This is a genomic window from Niallia sp. 01092 (genome assembly GCF_052318935.1).
Lineage (GTDB): Bacteria > Bacillota > Bacilli > Bacillales > Cytobacillaceae > Niallia.
Genome location: NZ_JBQRKO010000013.1, coordinates 1 through 18,700, shown reverse-complemented (window position 1 = coordinate 18,700; position 18,700 = coordinate 1). Strand labels below are relative to the sequence as shown.

Annotated in this window: 19 protein-coding genes; 7 read left to right on the top strand and 12 right to left on the bottom strand. The window is 35.2% G+C overall.

Annotated features, from left to right (window positions below):
* Positions 1-339: 339 nt before the first annotated feature.
* The 3 genes from ACTXGU_RS13415 to ACTXGU_RS13405 form a co-directional block, all read right to left on the bottom strand.
* Entirely contained in the window at positions 340-828 is a 489-nt protein-coding gene (locus ACTXGU_RS13415) for a hypothetical protein (RefSeq protein WP_443482033.1), read from the bottom strand.
* 240 nt (positions 829-1,068) lie between these two features.
* Positions 1,069-2,154 carry an aminotransferase class I/II-fold pyridoxal phosphate-dependent enzyme gene (locus ACTXGU_RS13410; RefSeq protein ID WP_443482032.1) on the bottom strand — a complete coding sequence of 362 codons (1,086 nt, stop codon included), beginning with the start codon at positions 2,152-2,154 and terminating at the stop codon, positions 1,069-1,071.
* Entirely contained in the window at positions 2,097-2,270 is a 174-nt protein-coding gene (locus tag ACTXGU_RS13405) for a helix-turn-helix domain-containing protein (protein ID WP_443482031.1), read from the bottom strand. The genes ACTXGU_RS13410 and ACTXGU_RS13405 overlap by 58 nt, the downstream gene beginning before the upstream one ends.
* A 398-nt stretch (positions 2,271-2,668) precedes the next feature.
* On the opposite strand from ACTXGU_RS13405, the gene ACTXGU_RS13400 reads away from it, so the two are divergent.
* The 3 genes from ACTXGU_RS13400 to ACTXGU_RS13390 all read left to right on the top strand — a co-directional run bounded on the left by ACTXGU_RS13400 (position 2,669) and on the right by ACTXGU_RS13390 (position 4,277).
* Positions 2,669-3,151 (top strand): DUF2975 domain-containing protein, encoded by a 483-nt coding sequence (locus ACTXGU_RS13400; protein ID WP_443482030.1) that lies wholly within the window; start codon positions 2,669-2,671, stop codon positions 3,149-3,151.
* Positions 3,152-3,161: 10 nt separating this feature from the next.
* Positions 3,162-3,383, top strand: coding sequence for a helix-turn-helix domain-containing protein (locus tag ACTXGU_RS13395; RefSeq protein ID WP_443482029.1), 222 nt, complete (start codon positions 3,162-3,164; stop codon positions 3,381-3,383).
* Positions 3,384-3,506: 123 nt separating this feature from the next.
* Complete coding sequence (locus tag ACTXGU_RS13390) at positions 3,507-4,277, top strand: DUF817 domain-containing protein (RefSeq protein ID WP_443482028.1); 771 nt, start codon at positions 3,507-3,509, stop codon at positions 4,275-4,277.
* 98 nt (positions 4,278-4,375) lie between these two features.
* On the opposite strand, the gene hisC is transcribed toward ACTXGU_RS13390, so the two are convergent.
* The 7 genes from hisC to ACTXGU_RS13355 form a co-directional block, all read right to left on the bottom strand.
* Entirely contained in the window at positions 4,376-5,440 is a 1,065-nt protein-coding gene (gene hisC, locus ACTXGU_RS13385) for a histidinol-phosphate transaminase (protein WP_443482027.1), read from the bottom strand.
* A gap of 555 nt (positions 5,441-5,995) precedes the next feature.
* Positions 5,996-7,465, bottom strand: a complete 1,470-nt coding sequence (locus tag ACTXGU_RS13380) for an ArnT family glycosyltransferase (RefSeq protein WP_443482026.1) — start codon at positions 7,463-7,465, stop codon at positions 5,996-5,998.
* A gap of 716 nt (positions 7,466-8,181) precedes the next feature.
* Complete coding sequence (locus ACTXGU_RS13375) at positions 8,182-9,954, bottom strand: pre-peptidase C-terminal domain-containing protein (RefSeq protein WP_443482025.1); 1,773 nt, start codon at positions 9,952-9,954, stop codon at positions 8,182-8,184.
* 193 nt (positions 9,955-10,147) lie between these two features.
* Positions 10,148-10,345: a hypothetical protein gene (locus tag ACTXGU_RS13370; RefSeq protein WP_443482024.1), complete on the bottom strand. Its 198-nt coding sequence runs from the start codon at positions 10,343-10,345 to the stop codon at positions 10,148-10,150.
* Positions 10,345-10,941 (bottom strand): DUF3298 and DUF4163 domain-containing protein, encoded by a 597-nt coding sequence (locus tag ACTXGU_RS13365; protein ID WP_443482023.1) that lies wholly within the window; start codon positions 10,939-10,941, stop codon positions 10,345-10,347. Before ACTXGU_RS13365 ends, ACTXGU_RS13370 begins: the two co-directional genes overlap by 1 nt.
* 213 nt (positions 10,942-11,154) lie before the next feature.
* Complete coding sequence (locus ACTXGU_RS13360) at positions 11,155-11,634, bottom strand: sigma-70 family RNA polymerase sigma factor (RefSeq protein WP_443482022.1); 480 nt, start codon at positions 11,632-11,634, stop codon at positions 11,155-11,157.
* Positions 11,635-12,054: 420 nt separating this feature from the next.
* Positions 12,055-12,810 (bottom strand): YdcF family protein, encoded by a 756-nt coding sequence (locus ACTXGU_RS13355; RefSeq protein ID WP_443482021.1) that lies wholly within the window; start codon positions 12,808-12,810, stop codon positions 12,055-12,057.
* Positions 12,811-13,052: 242 nt separating this feature from the next.
* Between ACTXGU_RS13355 and ACTXGU_RS13350 the strand changes: the two genes are divergently transcribed.
* The 4 genes from ACTXGU_RS13350 (at position 13,053) to ACTXGU_RS13335 (ending at position 15,892) form a co-directional block, all read left to right on the top strand.
* Positions 13,053-13,235, top strand: coding sequence for a hypothetical protein (locus tag ACTXGU_RS13350; protein WP_443482020.1), 183 nt, complete (start codon positions 13,053-13,055; stop codon positions 13,233-13,235).
* On the top strand, positions 13,235-13,408 hold the full coding sequence (locus ACTXGU_RS13345; RefSeq protein WP_443482019.1) for a hypothetical protein: 174 nt from the start codon (positions 13,235-13,237) through the stop codon (positions 13,406-13,408). The genes ACTXGU_RS13350 and ACTXGU_RS13345 overlap by 1 nt, the downstream gene beginning before the upstream one ends.
* 750 nt (positions 13,409-14,158) lie before the next feature.
* Positions 14,159-15,790: a ribosomal protection-like ABC-F family protein gene (gene abc-f, locus ACTXGU_RS13340; protein ID WP_443482018.1), complete on the top strand. Its 1,632-nt coding sequence runs from the start codon at positions 14,159-14,161 to the stop codon at positions 15,788-15,790.
* 21 nt (positions 15,791-15,811) lie between these two features.
* A complete protein-coding gene (locus ACTXGU_RS13335) occupies positions 15,812-15,892 on the top strand; it encodes a hypothetical protein (RefSeq protein WP_443482139.1) in 81 nt (26 codons plus the stop codon).
* 222 nt (positions 15,893-16,114) lie between these two features.
* Here the strand turns inward: ACTXGU_RS13335 and ACTXGU_RS13330 are convergent, their stop codons facing one another.
* Together ACTXGU_RS13330 and ACTXGU_RS13325 are read right to left on the bottom strand one after the other, a co-directional pair.
* Positions 16,115-16,276: a hypothetical protein gene (locus tag ACTXGU_RS13330; protein WP_443482017.1), complete on the bottom strand. Its 162-nt coding sequence runs from the start codon at positions 16,274-16,276 to the stop codon at positions 16,115-16,117.
* A 31-nt stretch (positions 16,277-16,307) separates the two neighbouring features.
* Entirely contained in the window at positions 16,308-18,335 is a 2,028-nt protein-coding gene (locus ACTXGU_RS13325) for a transglycosylase domain-containing protein (RefSeq protein ID WP_443482138.1), read from the bottom strand.
* Positions 18,336-18,700 lie beyond the last annotated feature (365 nt).

The window sequence follows — 18,700 nt, the reverse complement described above, 5'->3', positions numbered from 1 at the left end:
TGCCTAATAAAAAATTGGACTTTTTCAGTGGCCTCGTTTTGCTCCTGTGGGGTCTCGTCTTTCTCGCTAATCCCGTAGGAGTGGAGCGGACGCCTCTCCAAACAAATGGGGTATTTCTTTTACATAAAGGGTATCCCATAAATAGGATTATAAAAAAGGCAATAGGATGCCCGGGCGTATGAAATGTAATTTTTCACCCTCCCTTGACATCCTATTTTCATGAATTAAACCTTTAAAAAGCGGACTTTTGAATCAATCCATTTCTATTAGCTCGTAATCCTTTCACACGGTTAAAACTCCTACCTGGTCTTTTAGGAACTCTATTCCTTTGAATTTCATTCAGTATTTTTTATACAGCTTATTACGCTTTCTGGCGCTTTTTTCTAACATTAATTGAATAAAATTATCTTTCAGCTTTCCTTTTAAAAGTCGTTGATTGGCGGCATATTCATATTTCAACTCTTTTCCATTCTGTTCTTTGGAAATTATTTCATCTGCTTCTTGTTTTACAAGGGCGGCTATGTTTGCGAGAAACATGGTAGCATAAAAATCCTGTTTAATAGATAAAGCCGTATCACCAGTGAATTTTTGGATATAAACCTTATTTTTCAACTCATCATATTTTGTTTCAATTCCCCAACGTTTAAAATAAAGGACCTTAAAATCGTCTATTCCCAGCTTTTCTTCTATATTGGTGAGGAGAAGTTCTTCCTCACCGGAATCCAAAGTGAATTTAATGGCACGTAAACGGATGACTTCTCCTTGTTTTTTTCCACGCTGTTTCAGTTCAATGATTTGATCTGTTTCCGTTTGTTTAATGGTGGACATATAATAACGGATAGGTATAAAAAAATGGGTGTGCACGTTGGATGAAGGATGAAGATAAATTTACTTCACCCCAACATTTGACGTTGAACCTAAAAAGTCAAGTAATTTGTTAGTTTTAATATAACAATTTTATGACAGTTTAATCTAATAACATTTTATGGAATCTTAAGTTGATGACATTGGGTCTGACCCAATGTCATCTTCTTTTTCAAAAATCGCCTTTTTTACTCGATAAAATCATTAAATCTTTATACATTTTGACTGATGTACATCTATTTGTTGTATTGCGGCGAGAACTTTATCCATGTCCTCCTTAGTCCCGATTGAAATACGTAGATACTGCTCAATACGTGGCATTTTATAAAATCTTGTCAAAATCTTTTGTTTCTTTAATCCTTCATACAACTCCTCCGCTGTTATATATCTTGGCTGAATCAACACAAAGTTTGTCAAACTGTCCAGCACTGTATAACCCATACGGCGAAGTTCTTTTGTAAAGTAGCTTCTAATTGCGATAACCTCTTGCACACAATTTGAAAAATATTCATTATCATCTAATGATGCACAAGCAATTTTTTCTTGAATCATACTCATCATGAATGGATTCGTCGTTCCGCGAACCCCGTTCAAATCATGAATGAGCGAAGCATCTCCCAATACAAAACCAATTCTCGCACCCGCTAAATTCCGTGATTTCGAAAAAGTTTGTACTACTAAAAGATTATTGTATTTTTTCACCAGAGGCGCCACTGAAACACCACCGTAATCAATATACGCTTCATCGATAATCACTAAGCGATTCAAATCACTCTTAACCAATCGCTCTATATCTTTAACAGGTAGATAATGACCAGAAGGGGCGTTGGGATTGACGATAACGACAGCATATGGAAGAGAAATATAATCCTCTACATCAATCTTTAAAGCATCTCCAACAGGAACTTCATGGTAATCGTTCTGTACTTCAAGACATTTCATATTCCATTCTTCATACTTCCCGTGAACCACTCCTATATCGTATTTCTTATTCTGTACACCCAAAAGAATATCCGTAGAATCCTCTACAACATTTAGTTCAACCGTTATGTCTTGATCATTTAAGTAAATGTCTTCGAGTTTTTTTAATAAATGATTTTTTAAAAAGTTAATGTCTGACGCTATCGACACATGTGTTTCATTTTTGCCCGAGTGCTTCAGGTCATCTTCCATTGAAGAAAGAATATTCAGTATCTTTTTCGCAGCCTCAAAAACAATCACTCCACTTTCGGTTAACTCTTTATACTTACCAACCTGTTTGAAAAGTTCACAACCAAACTCCTCTTCCATTTTTTTATTTGCAAGGTAACTGCCGGTTGCGTATAATTCATTTGCTTTGCTGCTTCCGAAAAATTCAATGTCGTCGCTGCATAATAAAAAGTTCTTATATTTCGAATTTCAACCATAAGCCACCCGCTTTCGCTCGTGTCATTTTTTCTAACACATATTCATTAATAATGTGTTATTTAAGTATCTTCATTATTAAATCGGTAAATATATGTTATATATTATCACGCGGAAATGTAATTACAATAGGAAATAAATAAAACAACCTATAAATATTTTTTATAGATTTGTTCAAAAAATGCTTTTTCTAACAAATTATCAAAAACTAAATTTCCATTATTAGAAATAAAAGTTAAACAAGCATTCCCCGTAATGAGAAATGCTTTTTTTCTTGTCTAAAATCAAAAAGAATCATTATATAACAACAATAATATAACTATATTCAATATTTTTTTATTGTAAAACGATAAATATTATGTTAAATTCAGATTGAAAATAACTAAGTGAGGTGCTTTTTATGAAACGAGGATCAACACTCTTTTTAAAAATAGCTGTTATTCTTATTGGAATCCCAATTCTTGCTTTGTGCATCTTTTTGGTGCCGGAAATAGCAAAGTTTGCAGCAGAATTGTATCCAAATATTGCTTCTATAAAATATCTTGTTTTTATCGATTTGTATGCAGCGGCGATACCTTTTTATTTTGCTCTGTATCAGGCTTTTAAACTTTTACACTATATTGACAAGAACAATGCGTTCTCGCAAATTTCTGTAAAGGCTTTAAAGAAAATAAAATACTGTGCAATCATTATCAGTAGTTTGTTTGTAGTAGGCATGCCCCTCTTTTATCTTGTGGCAGAGAGAGATGATGCTCCAGGTATCATCTTAATCGGATTGGTCATTATTTTCGCTTCAACGGTTATTGCCGTCTTTGCTGCTGTTCTTCAAATGCTGTTAAAAGAGGCAATTGATATAAAATCCGAAAATGATTTAACGGTCTGAGGTGAAAACAATGGCGATTATAATCAATATTGATGTGATGCTGGCGAAAAGGAAAATGAGTGTAACAGAACTTTCAGAGAGGGTTGGAATAACAATGGCTAATCTTTCTATATTAAAAAATGGAAAGGCAAAAGCGATTCGTTTATCCACTTTAGAGGCGATTTGCAAGGCTTTAGAATGTCAACCTGGAGATATTTTAGAATACCGAAGTGATGAAGACGCCGAAGATTAAATATTTAACATGTAGAAGGAATGAAAGTTATTCGGCGGTGAACCGATGCACTTAACCCTAAATCTATTTAGCTACTATACAATTCAGGCAGATATGGAGAAAAAAACTTTGGAGGCATAAATCATGAGAGCACTAAGACAACTCGTTCGTTTTGGTTGGGAGCAGGCCCTATCATGTTTGTTTCCTGTCGTTATTTTTGCCTCTTTGGCTTTTACAAAAATCATGCCACTTCCATTCCTGCCACGGTATGACTGGCTGCTTCTCATCTGCCTTCTGATGCAGGGCTGGATGGTGCGTTCTGGCCTTGAAACACGGGATGAACTTAAAGTGATTACCTTGTTCCACCTTATTGGACTTGCGCTTGAACTTTTTAAGGTACATATGGGCTCCTGGTCTTATCCAGAGGAAGGATATTTCAAAATTTTTGGAGTGCCTTTGTATAGCGGATTCATGTACGCAAGTGTAGCGAGTTATCTTTGCCAGGCGTGGAGGAGGTTAAAGGTTGAACTCATTAAGTGGCCACCGTTTTTGGTAGTTGTACCTCTTGCAGCTGCGATTTATTTGAATTTTTTCACCCACCATTATTGGATGGACGTTCGTTGGTGGTTATCTGGACTTGTAATGATCGTCTTTTGGCAATCATGGGTTACATACGAGGTTGATGGAACTCGTTACCGTATGCCACTCGCCCTTTCTTTTGTACTCATCGGATTTTTTATATGGATAGCCGAAAATATCGCAACGTTCTTTGGAGCTTGGGAATATCCAAACCAAACCGATACATGGAGTCTCGTTCATCTAGGAAAGGTGAGTTCATGGCTCTTATTAGTGATTGTTAGCTTTCTTATAGTAGCAACATTAAAGCAGGTTAAGGGAAAGATTCCACTAAGATAGATACTATTTGTTAAGAACCCTCTTTAAAAAAAGTCGAATCCTCAGCATAGTAAGGAATTCGACTTTTTTTGATAGCTATTGGGTCAGACCCCAATACCTCATTTCCCTTGTAAAATCGTTTTAACTCCATCTAAAAACTGCTTCATTTCATCATCAGTGCCGATAGTGACTCTTAAATAGTTTGAGATTCTTGGTTTGTTAAAGTAACGGACAAGAATGCCCATGCTTTTTAATTGTTGAAAAATTGTTTCAGCATTTATTTCTGGATGCGTGATAAAAAGGAAATTTGCTTTTGACGGGACGATCGAAAATCCAAGCTCTTTTAATTCAGCAACTGTCTGCTCTCTTGTTGTTATGATTTTTTGTGCCATTTGTTGAAAATAATCGTGATCTTCAATCGCTGCAACAGCACCTGCCAGCGCTAGACGATCCAGTGTGTAGGAATTAAAAGAATTTTTTAATCGATTAAGACCATCAATTAACTCAGCGTTACCAAGGGCAAAGCCAACTCGTATTCCAGCAAGGGAACTGAATTTTGAGAGTGTTTGGACGACAAGTAAATTTGGATAATCCTGTATAAGTGGGATGGCAGATTCCCCTCCAAAATCAACATAAGCTTCATCAATAATCACAACGCTTTCTGGATTCGCATCAAGAATGGTTTTGATGTCAGATAATGAAAGAAGCTGTCCGGTTGGTGCGTTTGGATTCGGAATTACCACTCCTCCATTTGGCTCGCAAAAAGAAGCAATGGGAATACTAAAGTCTTCTTCAAGAGGAATGAGATTTACTTGTAAACCGCATAAGTTCGCGTAGACCTTATAAAAACTATATGTAATATCGGCAAATAATACAGGTTGATCAGGTGAAAAGAAAGACATGAAGCTAAAACCAAGCACCTCATCAGATCCGTTGCCAACAAAAACTTGATTGCTCGAGAGGTTATAATGCTTTGCGATTGTTTCTCTCAATCGATCACAGTTTGGGTCAGGATACAAGCGTAATTGTTCATCAGCAGCTTGCTTAATGGCTTCTAGTACATAAGGAGAAGGAGGATACGGATTTTCATTTGTGTTTAATTTTACATATGATTTATCCTTCGGCTGTTCTCCAGGAACGTACGGTTCTAGTTTTTTGACAAGTTCATTCCAATACTGGCTCATAGAACACCTCTTCTTTTCATATTGCTAACAACTGTTTGGAAAGATGCTTTTTTCGTTAGCTTATATCTAAGAATAACAGTTCTTCATTTTTCTCGTCCAGTCTTTAAAATGAAGCGGTTAGACCTGTGGAGGAATCTTTTTGATTGGCTGTTTCCGTATAGATTGTTGCTTTTAAACCCGCAGCCCGAATACACTTCGCTTTCCGTGGGCGAGCGTCGAGCCTCCTCATCGCATACGCTCCTGTGGGGTCTCGTCTTTCTCGCATTCCCACAGGAGTCTACGTGTATTCCGTCTGCTGAATACTTCTTCCCCCATTTTTTTATGTAAAAAACAACAAACTTTGAGAAAACAGCCGTTTGATTTTGCCATTTATTTTGGTGTGATTCTATAAGGGATTTGATCCAATCGCTTGCTATCACGGACCAAAATTCTTCTTCTGGATGAACGTATCGTTCTTGTTCTTTTGTCCGTTTCTTTAATCTCCTACTATTTAAACTTTTCTATAAATAGAAAAAAAACCGCACCCTATTGCTTCAAATCCCTATACTATTAATATTACGAGGCGTCACTGCGACGTGCCACTATATAATCTTTAGGACCCTCCACAATTATTGTTAATTTTTTTGTTTTTATTAATTCAGTAGTTTCTTTGTTTTTCGGGAGCAGCAGCAGCCCATCTTGTCTTGTCATAAATTCTTTGTAATTACCGTTTTTTACATGAAGGTCTCCAAATAATTCCGCCGCTAAGATTTTGCTCTGAGACCAACCTTTTTCATAAATATATATATCATACCCATGATAGTTCTCTTTAGATTCTAGCTTTTTTAGTACCTCTTGGACATCGGGTAAGCGCATATTTTGTATGTTATTTAGAATTTCCATTTCATATTTACAAAAGGTAAAAATAATTATAAAAACGACCATAATGTTTAAAATACCATTTTTGCTCGTTTTTATCATTTTGCTAACAAATATACCTATCAACAACGCCATTACAGGATAAAGAGGCAGTATATACCATCTTAGCTTTGTTTCAGCAATGGTAAAAACAGAAAATGGAATGATAACCCATAACAGTATTCCAAAAGTATATTTTTTATCTGCTCTTTCTATCTTATTATGTGAACTCAAACTTAAGAAAGAGAAGAATCCTCCAACTAGCAATAGGAGCCAAAAGAAATACTCTACTTGAAATATGTTAACATAATACCAAATATCACCTGTATGACCTTCAAGCGGCTCTGAAGACCGCTTTAATAGATCATATTCAATCATCGTTTTAAAAAACCTTACACCATCAGATTGGTATCTAATCATAACCCAAGTTAAGATCGGAAAAAAAATAGAAAATAGAAACATAAACCAGGTTTTTATGTTCCATTTTAAAATGTTTTTTGTAAATAGTAAGTACATTCCTACAATAATAGCAATACTGCCAGCATGCCAGCTCTTTGTAAGAAAAGCTAGGGAGAACAGAAATCCTGATAAATAAAGCCATTTGATATTCTTTTCCATTAAGAGTAAACATATGATGGAAGAAGCAAAAAATAGATTAAACAGGGAATCAGCATCTCCTGTTCTCGCTGAATGTTCAAGAATAAACGGTTTGCTTGTTATAAGAACAGCAGCTGTAACGAAGGAAGCCAGGCCTCCATGCTTGTATTTGACAAAAAGCGATAAAACGATTATTAATACAAGTGTACTAATTGCAGATACCAACCGCAGTCCCAAAGGATTAAATCCAACTATTTTGTAGCCTAGCATAATCGACCAAAAGCTGATAGGCGGCTTTAGATTCCAATAATCCGGCTCATATCTAAAGGTATTTACAATATAATTTCCTGTTTGGAGCATTTCATATGCGCTAATACCATGCCTTGATTCATCCCAATCCTTTATAGGTGCAATATTTAAATGGAAAAATAGATTGATGATGGCAACCAATAAAATGATAGAAAAAAATAGAAAGTAATATTTTTCAAGAAACCATACTATTTTTTTCAATATATTATTTACTTCGTTCATATTCTATTGCTTCTCCAATTCTTTTACTAAAATTTATCGATTCGTTTACTATGTACAACGGTCTATTCTTGCTTTCGTCAAAAATACGGGCTAAATCTTTTCCTCTTATTATTGAATTGTCTGTCCACGATGAAAGAGATTATTATCTTTTTTAATTACCACTCTAGACATATAGTCCTGTTCATAACCATTTTACATTTTTCTAACTATTTTTCACCTAATAATTGGTATATTTTACAAACTTCATAATTTCCACTTATTATTTTTACAAAATCTTTACAGGCAGTGGGCATGACCATCGTTACGTGCAAGCACTTGAATATCAACAGGATTCAATGTATTGCGCCAAAACCAATTGTTCTTTGCTGTTTCTCGATAAAAATATTCTTGTTGTTCAGCATTTCCCCATAAATGTGATGTGATTAAATTTACGAAATGATAACCATAGACATGAGCTAGGGAACTATCATATTTAGCCAAAGTTCTTACAATAGAAACAACATCTATCTACGTTTCTCCCCATCCACCGAACTTTTCAGGAATAAGAACTTTTAAAAGGTCCTCCTATCAACCCTTGACTTTGACTTATTTGCTATTATACGCTGACCCCCTCATGTTAACCATGACCTACACCATATAAAAATACCCCCACCCTACTAGGTGAGGATACTTTTGATTCTAAAAAAGTTCATATGTTTACATGCAACTAAATCAGACTATTTCTCTGCTTTATAACTTACCGCTGTTCGTGAACTTTCTGTCATTCCAGAACGAGTAACGGTTACATATACTTTGCCTGCTTTTTTTCCGAGCTGTTTGATCGATAAATTTACAGATGAACCACTCGCTTTTTTGGTTGCTAATACAGTTCCTTTTTTACTTGCATTATATACTTTTACTGTATCCCCTTTAGATAGGCTCTTTACTGTAATCTTATCTTTTTTCCCTTTATTATTTGCTGCTTTTATTTGAGATGTTTTTAAAGGGTTAGACTTCAATGAAACGCTAACTTCATATGGTACATTTACTGCATTATAATTGTAATTATTTACAACTAAATAATAGGTTCCTTTTTTCATCTTTTTATTGGAAGTTGCGTAACCTGAAACTATTTCCCTATCATCTGTTGTTAATGTACTATAAGTATGACCTGACCTATTTTGTATATTCGCATCCCATTTTATTCCTGCTTTTTGTTTCATTTTTATCGTTACTTTTCCATCACTAGGTAAAGTAAATTTATAAATATCTTTATCTTCGTAATCATTTTCACTGCCATAATATTTTTGATTTAGTTTCATTTTATTAGCAGCAGATAAACTATTATTAAATTCTTTTTCATAATTATTGCTTTTCGTAAATTTAGCTTTTAAATCATATGTTTTATCTTCTGAATGATAATCTCCCTCTACCCTAATATAGTATGTTCCTTTGGCAAGTCCTGTATTTACGACAGAATTTCCTTTTACTAACTCACTATCATCTGAATTAAGGTTTTGATAAGTTTCTCCTTTACTATTTTGAATAGTAGCAGTCCAACTTGATCCAGGCATATTTTTTAGTGATAATGCTACATTTCCGTCGCTCGGCAATGTAAATGTATAAAAATCCTTATCATTATATTTATTAATTCTGCCATTATATAATTGATTTAAGTTAATAGTATTTGCAGCTGTAACATTATTATTATTCTCTTTTTCATAATTATTGCTTTCGGTATAACCTACACTCATTTCATATGGAATGTTCTCAGCTGAGTAATAGTAATCTACTTTAATATAATAAGTTCCTTGCGGCAAGCCTACTTCGGTAGTCGTATTTCCATCAACTGATCCACTGTTATCTGTACTAAGTTCCTCATAAATATTTCCTTGACTATCTTGAATATGCCCCTCCCATCTCGATTCTAACTTGTTCTTAATAGCTAATGAAACATTGCCATCCTTTGGAATAGTAAATTTATAAAAGTCCATATCATTATAATTATTGATACTACCAATATACGTTTGATATGTTTGGATATCATTTGCACTTGTTACATCATTGTTCATTTCTTTTTCATATGTACTACTTTTTGTGAAATTCACAGAAAATTCATATGGTATACCATCTGCATTATAATAATTATTTATTTTTATGTAATAGGTTCCTTTTGGCAACCCTACTTGTGTAACAGCATCTTCAGATACCATTCCACTACTATCAGTTTTTATATCTTCGTAAACATCTCCATTGCTATTTTCAATGCTGCCATACCAAGTTGTATCAGATTTTTGTTTTATTGATAAAGTAACATTGCCATCTTCTTCTAAAATCACTTTATAATAATCGGTATCGTCAAAGCTTGTTAATTCTCCAGAATACCTCTGGTTAACATTTATTAATGCTGCATCTGCAGCATCTGCATAAACAAAATGATTTTGTTTGATTATAAAGAAAATGAACAAAGTAATGATTGTAAAAAATACTTTTCTAAAAATATTATTCAATTTGATCAACATCTCCCATTAGTTTATTCATAAAAAATCTTATAAAGGGTTTGATCCCTTTACTCAAAATATTCCTATTGCAATTCCTCAAACTCTTCTACCCTCATCCATCCAGTTTATCTAAAAGCAACAATCTTTTGATTAATCTGTCACTAACCTCCTCCCGACTTCCTTGAATATTTATTAAATACCCCTATAGAACTATTTTACTATATATTTTACAATAAAAAGTATTTCTTTTATGACAAATTACGACAAAAAAGCTGATCATACTCTCTTCAAATCTTCTCAGAATCAGCAATTGACTGCGCAGGATTACCTGGACAATCAATTCAATAGTTGCTTTACGTTTATTAACAGAATGCCCTTCTCCAAAAGACAACTTCTCCATTAAAACATTTTCCCCAATGGTCCCTCTTCGCTAACGATATCTTGAATCTCATAAATGGAAATAGGAAAGTAAGGAAATCCATATGCATATGCCGTTAATTCATATAGCTGGTAATAAAGAACGAGGGACTTGTCGGCAATATAAAAATCTTGACTGGGACTAATCGCTTTAAATGGCTCAAATATGAAAATGTCACGCTCCTTTATTTGTTGGCCGACTATTTTAGAAAGCACCTCAACATACGGGCTGTTCGGTTTAAACAAATCAGAGAGTTTATATTTCTCACCGGTGTGTACATTAAAAGTTAATCCTACAATATACGTCATTCCATGTGCTCCACCAGAATAAGAATAATGCTCGATGGTTAAACTCAAAATGCCTCTTTCATTCGTTTTCAGTTCAAAAAAACCGGTTATTTCGGTTTGTGGATTTTCGTAATATCCTTGCTTTTGAATTAATTCCCTTACCGTTTTTATGATTTGTTGATTGATCGCTGTTTGAGCAGATTGATTCTTAAGACCATGTACAACTGGAACATATACGTCCAATCGCGGCTGCTTTATTCTTTGTATCGCTATTTGTGTTGGAAAATCCATCTCTCATCCCATCCTCTATTAGTCTATCTTATAGCGTATTCACGGGACTTGTTCTATTTGCACTCGGCTGAGAAAGTTTCACACTTTCCTTTACACTTAGATTCGTTTTGTAAAATAAAAACGAAAAAGCCTATTTTCCTATATTTAAATAGAAAAACAGGCTTTTTAAACTTGATTTGTATGAACCATTTAACTTGCAACAGGTTTTCCTCTCTACAAAATCACCCTCAACTTCTCAACCGCCCCTTTCTTCCACCATTTCACTGCAGAGGGAGAGACGTTTTCTTTTTCGGCAATTTCTTTAATGGTCATCTGATGGATAATCGTATAGATGACCCATTTGGTTTGGCAGTCTGTTAATGGCTTGCATAGTTGTCTAATCATATATTCATCTTCTGTATACAGGCTGGGGCTTTCTATTACGGACCAAAATTCTTCTTCTGGATGAACGTATCGTTCTTGCTCTTTTGTCCGTTTCTTTAATTCATCGACAAATCTTCCCCACATATGCCGGTAAAGATAGCTGCTGTATTTGCCTTTCTCTGGCTGAAAGGTATGGGATGCTTCCCAAATACTAATTAAGCCAAGCTGCACAAATTCTTCCTTATTTTTATAAATGGAGAGGTTTTTTATCATATGATGGATCATTGGAGTATACTGTTCTACTAAACTTTCAAAACTAGCAAGTTCCATTGTCTTTTCCTTCTCGAAAAGCGCTTTTCTTGTTATTCCTAGGTAACACTTAACTTACAGGAAAAAGAAAAGCGGAGCGAAAGCAAAAACTGAATGCTTGAAGCGAAAAAAAGACCAATATGCCCAAATTTCGGTCCAAACTTAAAAAACGGCTAAAGAAAACATAAAAAAAACAGCAAATTACGTCTTTACCATAAATATTACTCCCAATAACAATGGAATTTAAACAAACGTTTGATTAAAACTATGATTTCAACGATTATTTTTGTTGACTTAAACGACCTTCAGCTAATCGCCATTACGAACGATTCATGTTCGCAGAGGCTCCAATTGATATAAATCAATTCCCAGTAATGTCGTATCATTTAATCTAATGGTCACACACTGGGAGTTAGGCGCCAACATCCACCTCTTTTCTATCTAATAAAAAAAACTCTTCGTATCGATTGCTAACTTACCTAGATATTCTTTAAGAGCAAGATTAACATTAGTTAAGTTAGAAGGAACAAATTTGTTTGCATATAATTTGATAGTTGAACTAGCTAAATAATCAGTTGGATACGGTTGAACGGTTATTCCTATTTGTGAAAAATTCTTAACGGACCTATCCATATGAAATGCTGAAGTTACTAAAACAGGACGTTTGAAGTCTTTTTCCAACAATATTTTTTTGGAGTTTTGTGCATTTTCCGTAGTATTTAAGCTTTTATTCTCCAAATAAATCTTTTCTGACGGCACTCCTAACCCTACTAATTGTCGTTTGGCAATTTCTGCTTCATTGCCTGAATCTTCGAAAACTTGTCCACCAGAAACAATGATCGGCAACCCCGTCAATTGATAAAGCCTTGCTGTGGTTATTAAGCGGTTAGCAGCAGATCCCGATAGCTGTCCTATCCCGTCCATATCTGGTGTTCCACTAACTGCACCAGCACCTAACATGATAATGACATCACCATTCATTTCATTAGGTTGTTCATATTTTTTTTCTAAGGATCTTATTAAAAGATCACCTGTTAATGGAATGGAAAGAGTATATACGATGAAAGTAATGAGCAGCATTATTTTATAGTAGGAAACTTTCTTATAAAATAACCAAATACTAAACAATAGCAACAATGTAGTAAATAAACCCGGAGGAAGTAAAAAGCCATAAATAAATTTTAATAGGTATAACAAATATTACACTTCCTTTTTTCTTTTATCATTTATAGTCGTTAGTCTCTAATATTCTAGCATATTCGAGGAAAACCCAGTGGCGTTCCTATGACCACTGTCAAATTTATCTTTTACTACAAAACACACGCCAGTTGTTTTATAATCAATTGTATACTTCGAAGGTACCTCATATTTCTCTACCATAAACATTACTCTTTTTTCATCTAACTATTGTAAAATATCCATAAGAAAGGCTGATAAAAATGGAACAAATTTTTCAAGCTATTAAAGAATTACAATTGGAATTTAGGAAAAGCCATGAAGAGTTACAATTGGAAATGAAGAAAAACTATAACGAATTACAATTAGAAATAAAGAAAAACCGTGAAGAATTACAAACTGAAATGAAGAATCGCCATGCAGAATTAGTGAAAACCAAGACATAATGAAACAGGAAATGAGAGAGCGTTTTGATATGCTTGATGAACGAGTTCAGAGGATTGAAGAAAATGTGAAGTTTATTGCTAAGAAAACATGGGAAAATAAGAAAAGCGCAGGCGCCTTGATCAGCTCTGAAGAAAAATGTTCACATGACTCAAAAAGTGTTTTTTACTTTTAGAGGCATGGGGTTATTTTTCACAAGAGCTATGCGCCGGAGCTAGACACTAAACTAGGTTCGAAATTTTATACTTTCTTATCTTTTAAGAAAAGCGGAAGCGCCCTTGCTCATCGACAAAAAAAGGTGAGTTCCACAGGATGTGGATCACACAATCGTTGCCACAGGACGTGGCGGTTTTAGATTGTGTACCTTACAGAGATAAAGGAAACACGAAGAGCATAGCGATTCGATGTTGACTTATCGTAGACGAGGTGAGGGAAGCGTTGAAGTCGATAGGGCGCTGGAGCTAGACACTCGTCTAAGTTGAAAATTTTATACTTTCTTATCTTTTGAAAAAGATATCTTTACTTTGATGGAGCGTAATAACTAATAGCAATGACGATATTGTCTTTTTATACTCCCTTATACCCTTTATTTTACAGATGCATTCATGTTATACTAATGTTAATAAACGCAGAAGGGATGATGGGTGGACGATGATTAACTAATCTTATTTTTTAAATTTGGAATGGCATATTTCAAATCATACAAAATAGGATTAGTCTGCCCATTTTCTGTAAATGATGGAGTTATTAAAATAGCGTTGGATTGTCGGCAATGTCTAAAAATGACACTTTTTAGGCAGATCGAAAACGTTTGTCGACAGTCTGGAGTTATTAATAGCTTATTTGATGATGCACAGGTACGGCTAATCCTTCCAAATAAATTGGGAGGATTTTTTATTCTCCCTTGAAGAGAGGGATTGTTTATATGAAAGAACTTTTAAAATTATCTAATATTAGCTATGACATAATGGACTATAGTGTTTTTGAAGAGGTAAATGCTCGTGTTCAGCAAGGGGATATCATCGGTGTTATTGGCAAAAATGGTGCTGGAAAATCGACATTGCTGCAATTAATAAGTAAGGACTTAGAGCCCACACAAGGACAAATACAATCGCTGCAGCAAGACTTAAAAGTTGTGATGGTAGAACAAGAAACGGAATCTTATTCTTCCGAAAATAAGACTCCTTTAGAAGCACAATTATTGGAGAAATGGCATGTCCCAACGAATCATTTTTCACAATTAAGCGGTGGAGAAAAGCTGAAGGCACGACTTGCAAAAGGCTTTTCACAAGAGTCAGACCTTTTACTATTAGATGAACCGACCAATCATCTTGATGAGCAAAGCATCGAACTCCTTCATCAACATATGAAAAATTATCAAGGAACGATTATTTTTGTTTCCCACGATCGTTATTTTTTAGATATGGCTGCAACGAAAATATGGTCGATTGAAGATAAAAAGCTGATCGAACACAAAGGAAATTATTCTAGTTATATGGAGGTTCGCAAGCAGAAACGACTTTCTCAGCAGCGAGAATATGAAAAACAGCAAAAAATGGTGGAGCGGATCGAAAACCAAATGAAGGAGCTTACTTCCTGGTCAAAAAAAGCCCATGCCCAATCGACGAAAAAGGAAGGAGTTAAAGAATACTACCGCGTCAAAGCAAAGCGTATGGATGCACAAGTAAAATCCAAACAAAAGCGACTGGAAAAAGAGCTGGAAAAAGCAAAGGTGGACCGTGTAGAGTCAGAATATACGGTACAATTTTCGATTACAGCGAAAAACAAAGTAGGAAAACGGTTTTTAGAAGTGAAAAAATTAGCAAAATCTTTTAACGGACGAACACTGTTTAAAAATGTCCATTTTACGATTCAACACGGGGAGAAGGCTGCCATCATCGGGCCAAATGGCAGCGGCAAGACGACACTATTAAAAATCATCGTTGGTCAGGAAACAGCGGAAGGCGATGTTTGGATGTCACCATCTGCAAACGTTGGCTACTTAACGCAAGAAATATTTGATCTGCCACTTGAGCAAAAGCCTGAACAGCTTTTTTATCAAGAAACATTCGAGGCGCGAGGCAAAGTCCAGACTTTAATGAAGCATTTAGGATTTACAGCAACCCATTGGACACAACCCATTCAAAATATGAGCATGGGCGAGCGAGTAAAATGTAAATTAATGGAGTATATATTAGAAGAAAAAGAGGTACTCATTTTAGACGAACCGACCAATCACCTTGACTTGCCGTCACGTGAACAATTGGAAGATACGTTAGCACAATATAACGGAACACTAATCGTTGTTTCCCACGATCGCTATTTTCTCGAAAAAACAACAAGCAGCAAACTCGTTATTTCAAACAATAGCATCCAAAAACAGGCTAACGAAGCATCCTTAAAAAGAGATAACCAGGATGAATTACGCTTAAAGCTGGAAACAGAAAGACAAGAAGTGTTAGGAAAGCTTAGCTTTATGACGCCAAATGACAAGGATTATGCAGAATTAGATAAGCGCTTTAACGAGCTAACGAGGCAAATTAAAGAGCTTTTGTGACGGAATAGACTGTCTTAAGATATCGTTAAACAATATAAAAGTAAAATTATCGCCTACAGTGCCCATTCTGATGCCCTGCAAAAGAAGACAATGTCTGTCTGATTTTGATTTTGGAGTCAGGCGCCACAAAAAAACAATTGTATTTTTGTAGGGGCACTTAGGCGTTTTAAAGGTTTTATAAGTTGTAATTCCCTTTGAGAGTGCTTTTTGTCTCCATTCATTCTAGAATAGCTCTTTATTACAATTATAATTCCAGATGAACATCCTTCGGCAATCTCGAGGCGTCACTGCACCAAAATCTTGAGTATACTAAGAAGGGGCTGTTTAGTTTTTACCTGTAAAGGTGATAGAGTTTTCCATAGCAAAGTTTTCATAAACAAATTCAAGTTTTTTGCCAGGAGACATTAATAGCGTAGTAATATCTCCGTTGATTGTCTTACCTTTTGAAAGTTTAGCAGTAATATCTAATTCAAGCCCGTTATCCACGTAATCGAATACACCATACAGTTCAAGCAAATTAATCTTCTTTCTCTATCTTTTTATCTTCCTTCTGTTTTTTCTTATCTTCTTTCTCTCTCTTTTTATCTTCTTCTCTCTTTTTCTTTTCTTCTTTTTGACTCTTATCTTCTTCTTGATCTTGACGCTGGGTTTCTTCTTCCTCTACCTTCCTCTTTTTCTCCTCTTCCTTATACTCGTTTCTAACCTGTTTTTCTAGCGACGATAAATCAAATTCTTTTTGGGATAATTCCGTAATTGACTTAGTGAGAATTTCTTTAAAAACTTTCGTGACAGTAGAGCCGCTGGATCCCACTAAATAATTATTTTCATCTGTTTTATCATATCCCATCCAAACTGCCCCAACAATTTGTGGAGTATATCCGACAAACCAATGATCCTTTGATCCTGCTTCATTAGCAAAAGGAAGCTCTGTTGAACCTGTTTTACCGGCTACTTCCAAGCCATTTACTTGAGCGTTCATCCCTGTACCTTCTTCCACAACACCTTTAAGCATATAGGTTATTTTCTGGGCGACTGAAGGATCCGTTACTCTAGTAGCATTACTATGCCATTTTCCAATGACCTCTCCATCTGCATCTTCCATTTTTTGAATAGCGTGTGCTTCTACCCTTACACCTTTATTAGGGAATGTAGAATACGCTTGAGCCATTAATAACGGCGATACTCCTTCGCTCAAACCACCAAGTGCTAAACCTGGAGTATAATCCTCTTCCTTTAATTGAATACCGAAACGCTCCACTGCATTCGTACCGTAATTTAATCCCATTCTCTGCAATAACCATACTGGCGGGACGTTATAGGAGTGGATTAAAGCATCATACATTGTAACTTCTCCACGAAATTGTCTATCATAGTTCATTGGTTGATAACCGTTAATATCAATAGGTGAATCTTGCAGCCTATCAAAAATTTCGTATCCTTGTTCTAAAGCAGGAGTATATACTGCCAACGGTTTCATCGTAGACCCAGGTTGTCGTTTTAGTTGAGTGGCACGATTAAATCCTCGGAAACTATGTTCCCCTCTCCCTCCAACAAGCGCATTGATTCCGCCTGTTGCAGGGTTCATGAAAATTGCCCCACTTTGAATCAACTGGTCTGATTGGCCTTTAGGAAACATCTCATCATCCTTATACACCTGTTCCACTACATTTTGTATGGTAGGATTTAATTCTGTAAAAATATGAAGTCCACCTGAAAGAACCTCATTTTCTGTAAGACCATATTTTTTTATCGCTTCCTCTATAATATGGTCTACATAATAAGGGTATTTGCCTCTATAGTCATCTATCTTTTTTCCCTCTAAGACAATAGACTGTTCCTTTGCCTTTTCCATATCATTTTGACTGATATAGCCTTCCTTTTTCATTAAGGATAATACAAGATCTCTCCGTTCAACTGATCTATCCATATCTTTAAATGGAGACAGAATGGAAGGTGCTTTAATCAACCCTGTGAGCATTGCCGACTCACCTAACGTTAATTCGCTCACATCCTTGCCAAAATACGTTTGTGCAGCACGCTGTATACCCCACGCTCCTTCGCCAAAATAAATCTGATTTAAATACCGCTCCATAATTTCATCTTTAGAATAGCTTTGTTCTATTTTTTTCGTTAAAATAAGTTCTTTAAACTTTCGTGTATACGTACGTTCTTGTGTTAAGAAAGCATTTTTTGCCAACTGCTGGGTAATAGTACTTCCACCTGCGACAATATCACTGCTTATTATGTTTTGAGTAAATGCCCGAGCAATTGCAATATAATTAATTCCTCCGTGCTTGTAAAACCGCTGATCTTCTGTTGCGATAACAGCGTGAATCATGTCTTTTGGAATCTGTTTTATACTAACTCCCTCTATATTAGAAACAGCAATCTTACTAGCCACAGCACCATTTTGATCATAAATAATAGTTGGCTGTGGAGCCGGATCTTCTAGTTTACTGACATCACTTGTCCAAATTAATATATTAAGTATGAGAAAACAACATAAAGCCAGGGCTGAACCTGCCACTAAAATCCTCATCTTCATACTTTTTGAGTTCAACTTGCTCCAAATCCTCTTGGATGAATTTCGCTGCTGCCTTCTTTCTATTCTTCCCACGTTTTATTCCTACCTTCTAGTCTGATGATGTTTAACAAATAGCTGCTATATACGGGTTATTTTCAAATATGTCATATATGATGTCAATAGGGCATAAGTAATCGATAAATTTAGGGTCTAACCCCAATGTCATCAACTTAATATTCCATAAATTGCAAACTGTAAAAATGTCATGAAATAGTTAGAATTCAAGCATAAAGATACTTGATTTTTTTCATTATTTGATTTTTTATGATCCTATTATGGGATACCCTTTTTTAAAAAGAAATACCTCATTTGTTTGGAGAGGTGTC

Excerpts from the sequence above, each read along its gene's own strand:
- ACTXGU_RS13405 (WP_443482031.1), bottom strand. The coding sequence starts at position 2,270 with ATGGTTGAAATTCGAAATATAAGAACTTTTTATTATGCAGCGACGACA.
- ACTXGU_RS13390 (WP_443482028.1), top strand. The coding sequence starts at position 3,507 with ATGAGAGCACTAAGACAACTCGTTCGTTTTGGTTGGGAGCAGGCCCTA.
- ACTXGU_RS13410 (WP_443482032.1), bottom strand. The coding sequence starts at position 2,154 with ATGGAAGAGGAGTTTGGTTGTGAACTTTTCAAACAGGTTGGTAAGTAT.
- ACTXGU_RS13345 (WP_443482019.1), top strand. The coding sequence starts at position 13,235 with ATGAAACAGGAAATGAGAGAGCGTTTTGATATGCTTGATGAACGAGTT.
- ACTXGU_RS13325 (WP_443482138.1), bottom strand. The coding sequence starts at position 18,335 with ATGAAGATGAGGATTTTAGTGGCAGGTTCAGCCCTGGCTTTATGTTGT.
- ACTXGU_RS13395 (WP_443482029.1), top strand. The coding sequence starts at position 3,162 with ATGGCGATTATAATCAATATTGATGTGATGCTGGCGAAAAGGAAAATG.
- abc-f (WP_443482018.1), top strand. The coding sequence starts at position 14,159 with ATGAAAGAACTTTTAAAATTATCTAATATTAGCTATGACATAATGGAC.
- hisC (WP_443482027.1), bottom strand. The coding sequence starts at position 5,440 with ATGAGCCAGTATTGGAATGAACTTGTCAAAAAACTAGAACCGTACGTT.
- ACTXGU_RS13400 (WP_443482030.1), top strand. The coding sequence starts at position 2,669 with ATGAAACGAGGATCAACACTCTTTTTAAAAATAGCTGTTATTCTTATT.
- ACTXGU_RS13350 (WP_443482020.1), top strand. The coding sequence starts at position 13,053 with ATGGAACAAATTTTTCAAGCTATTAAAGAATTACAATTGGAATTTAGG.
- ACTXGU_RS13370 (WP_443482024.1), bottom strand. The coding sequence starts at position 10,345 with ATGGAGAAGTTGTCTTTTGGAGAAGGGCATTCTGTTAATAAACGTAAA.
- ACTXGU_RS13360 (WP_443482022.1), bottom strand. The coding sequence starts at position 11,634 with ATGGAACTTGCTAGTTTTGAAAGTTTAGTAGAACAGTATACTCCAATG.
- ACTXGU_RS13415 (WP_443482033.1), bottom strand. The coding sequence starts at position 828 with ATGTCCACCATTAAACAAACGGAAACAGATCAAATCATTGAACTGAAA.
- ACTXGU_RS13380 (WP_443482026.1), bottom strand. The coding sequence starts at position 7,465 with ATGAACGAAGTAAATAATATATTGAAAAAAATAGTATGGTTTCTTGAA.
- ACTXGU_RS13365 (WP_443482023.1), bottom strand. The coding sequence starts at position 10,941 with ATGGATTTTCCAACACAAATAGCGATACAAAGAATAAAGCAGCCGCGA.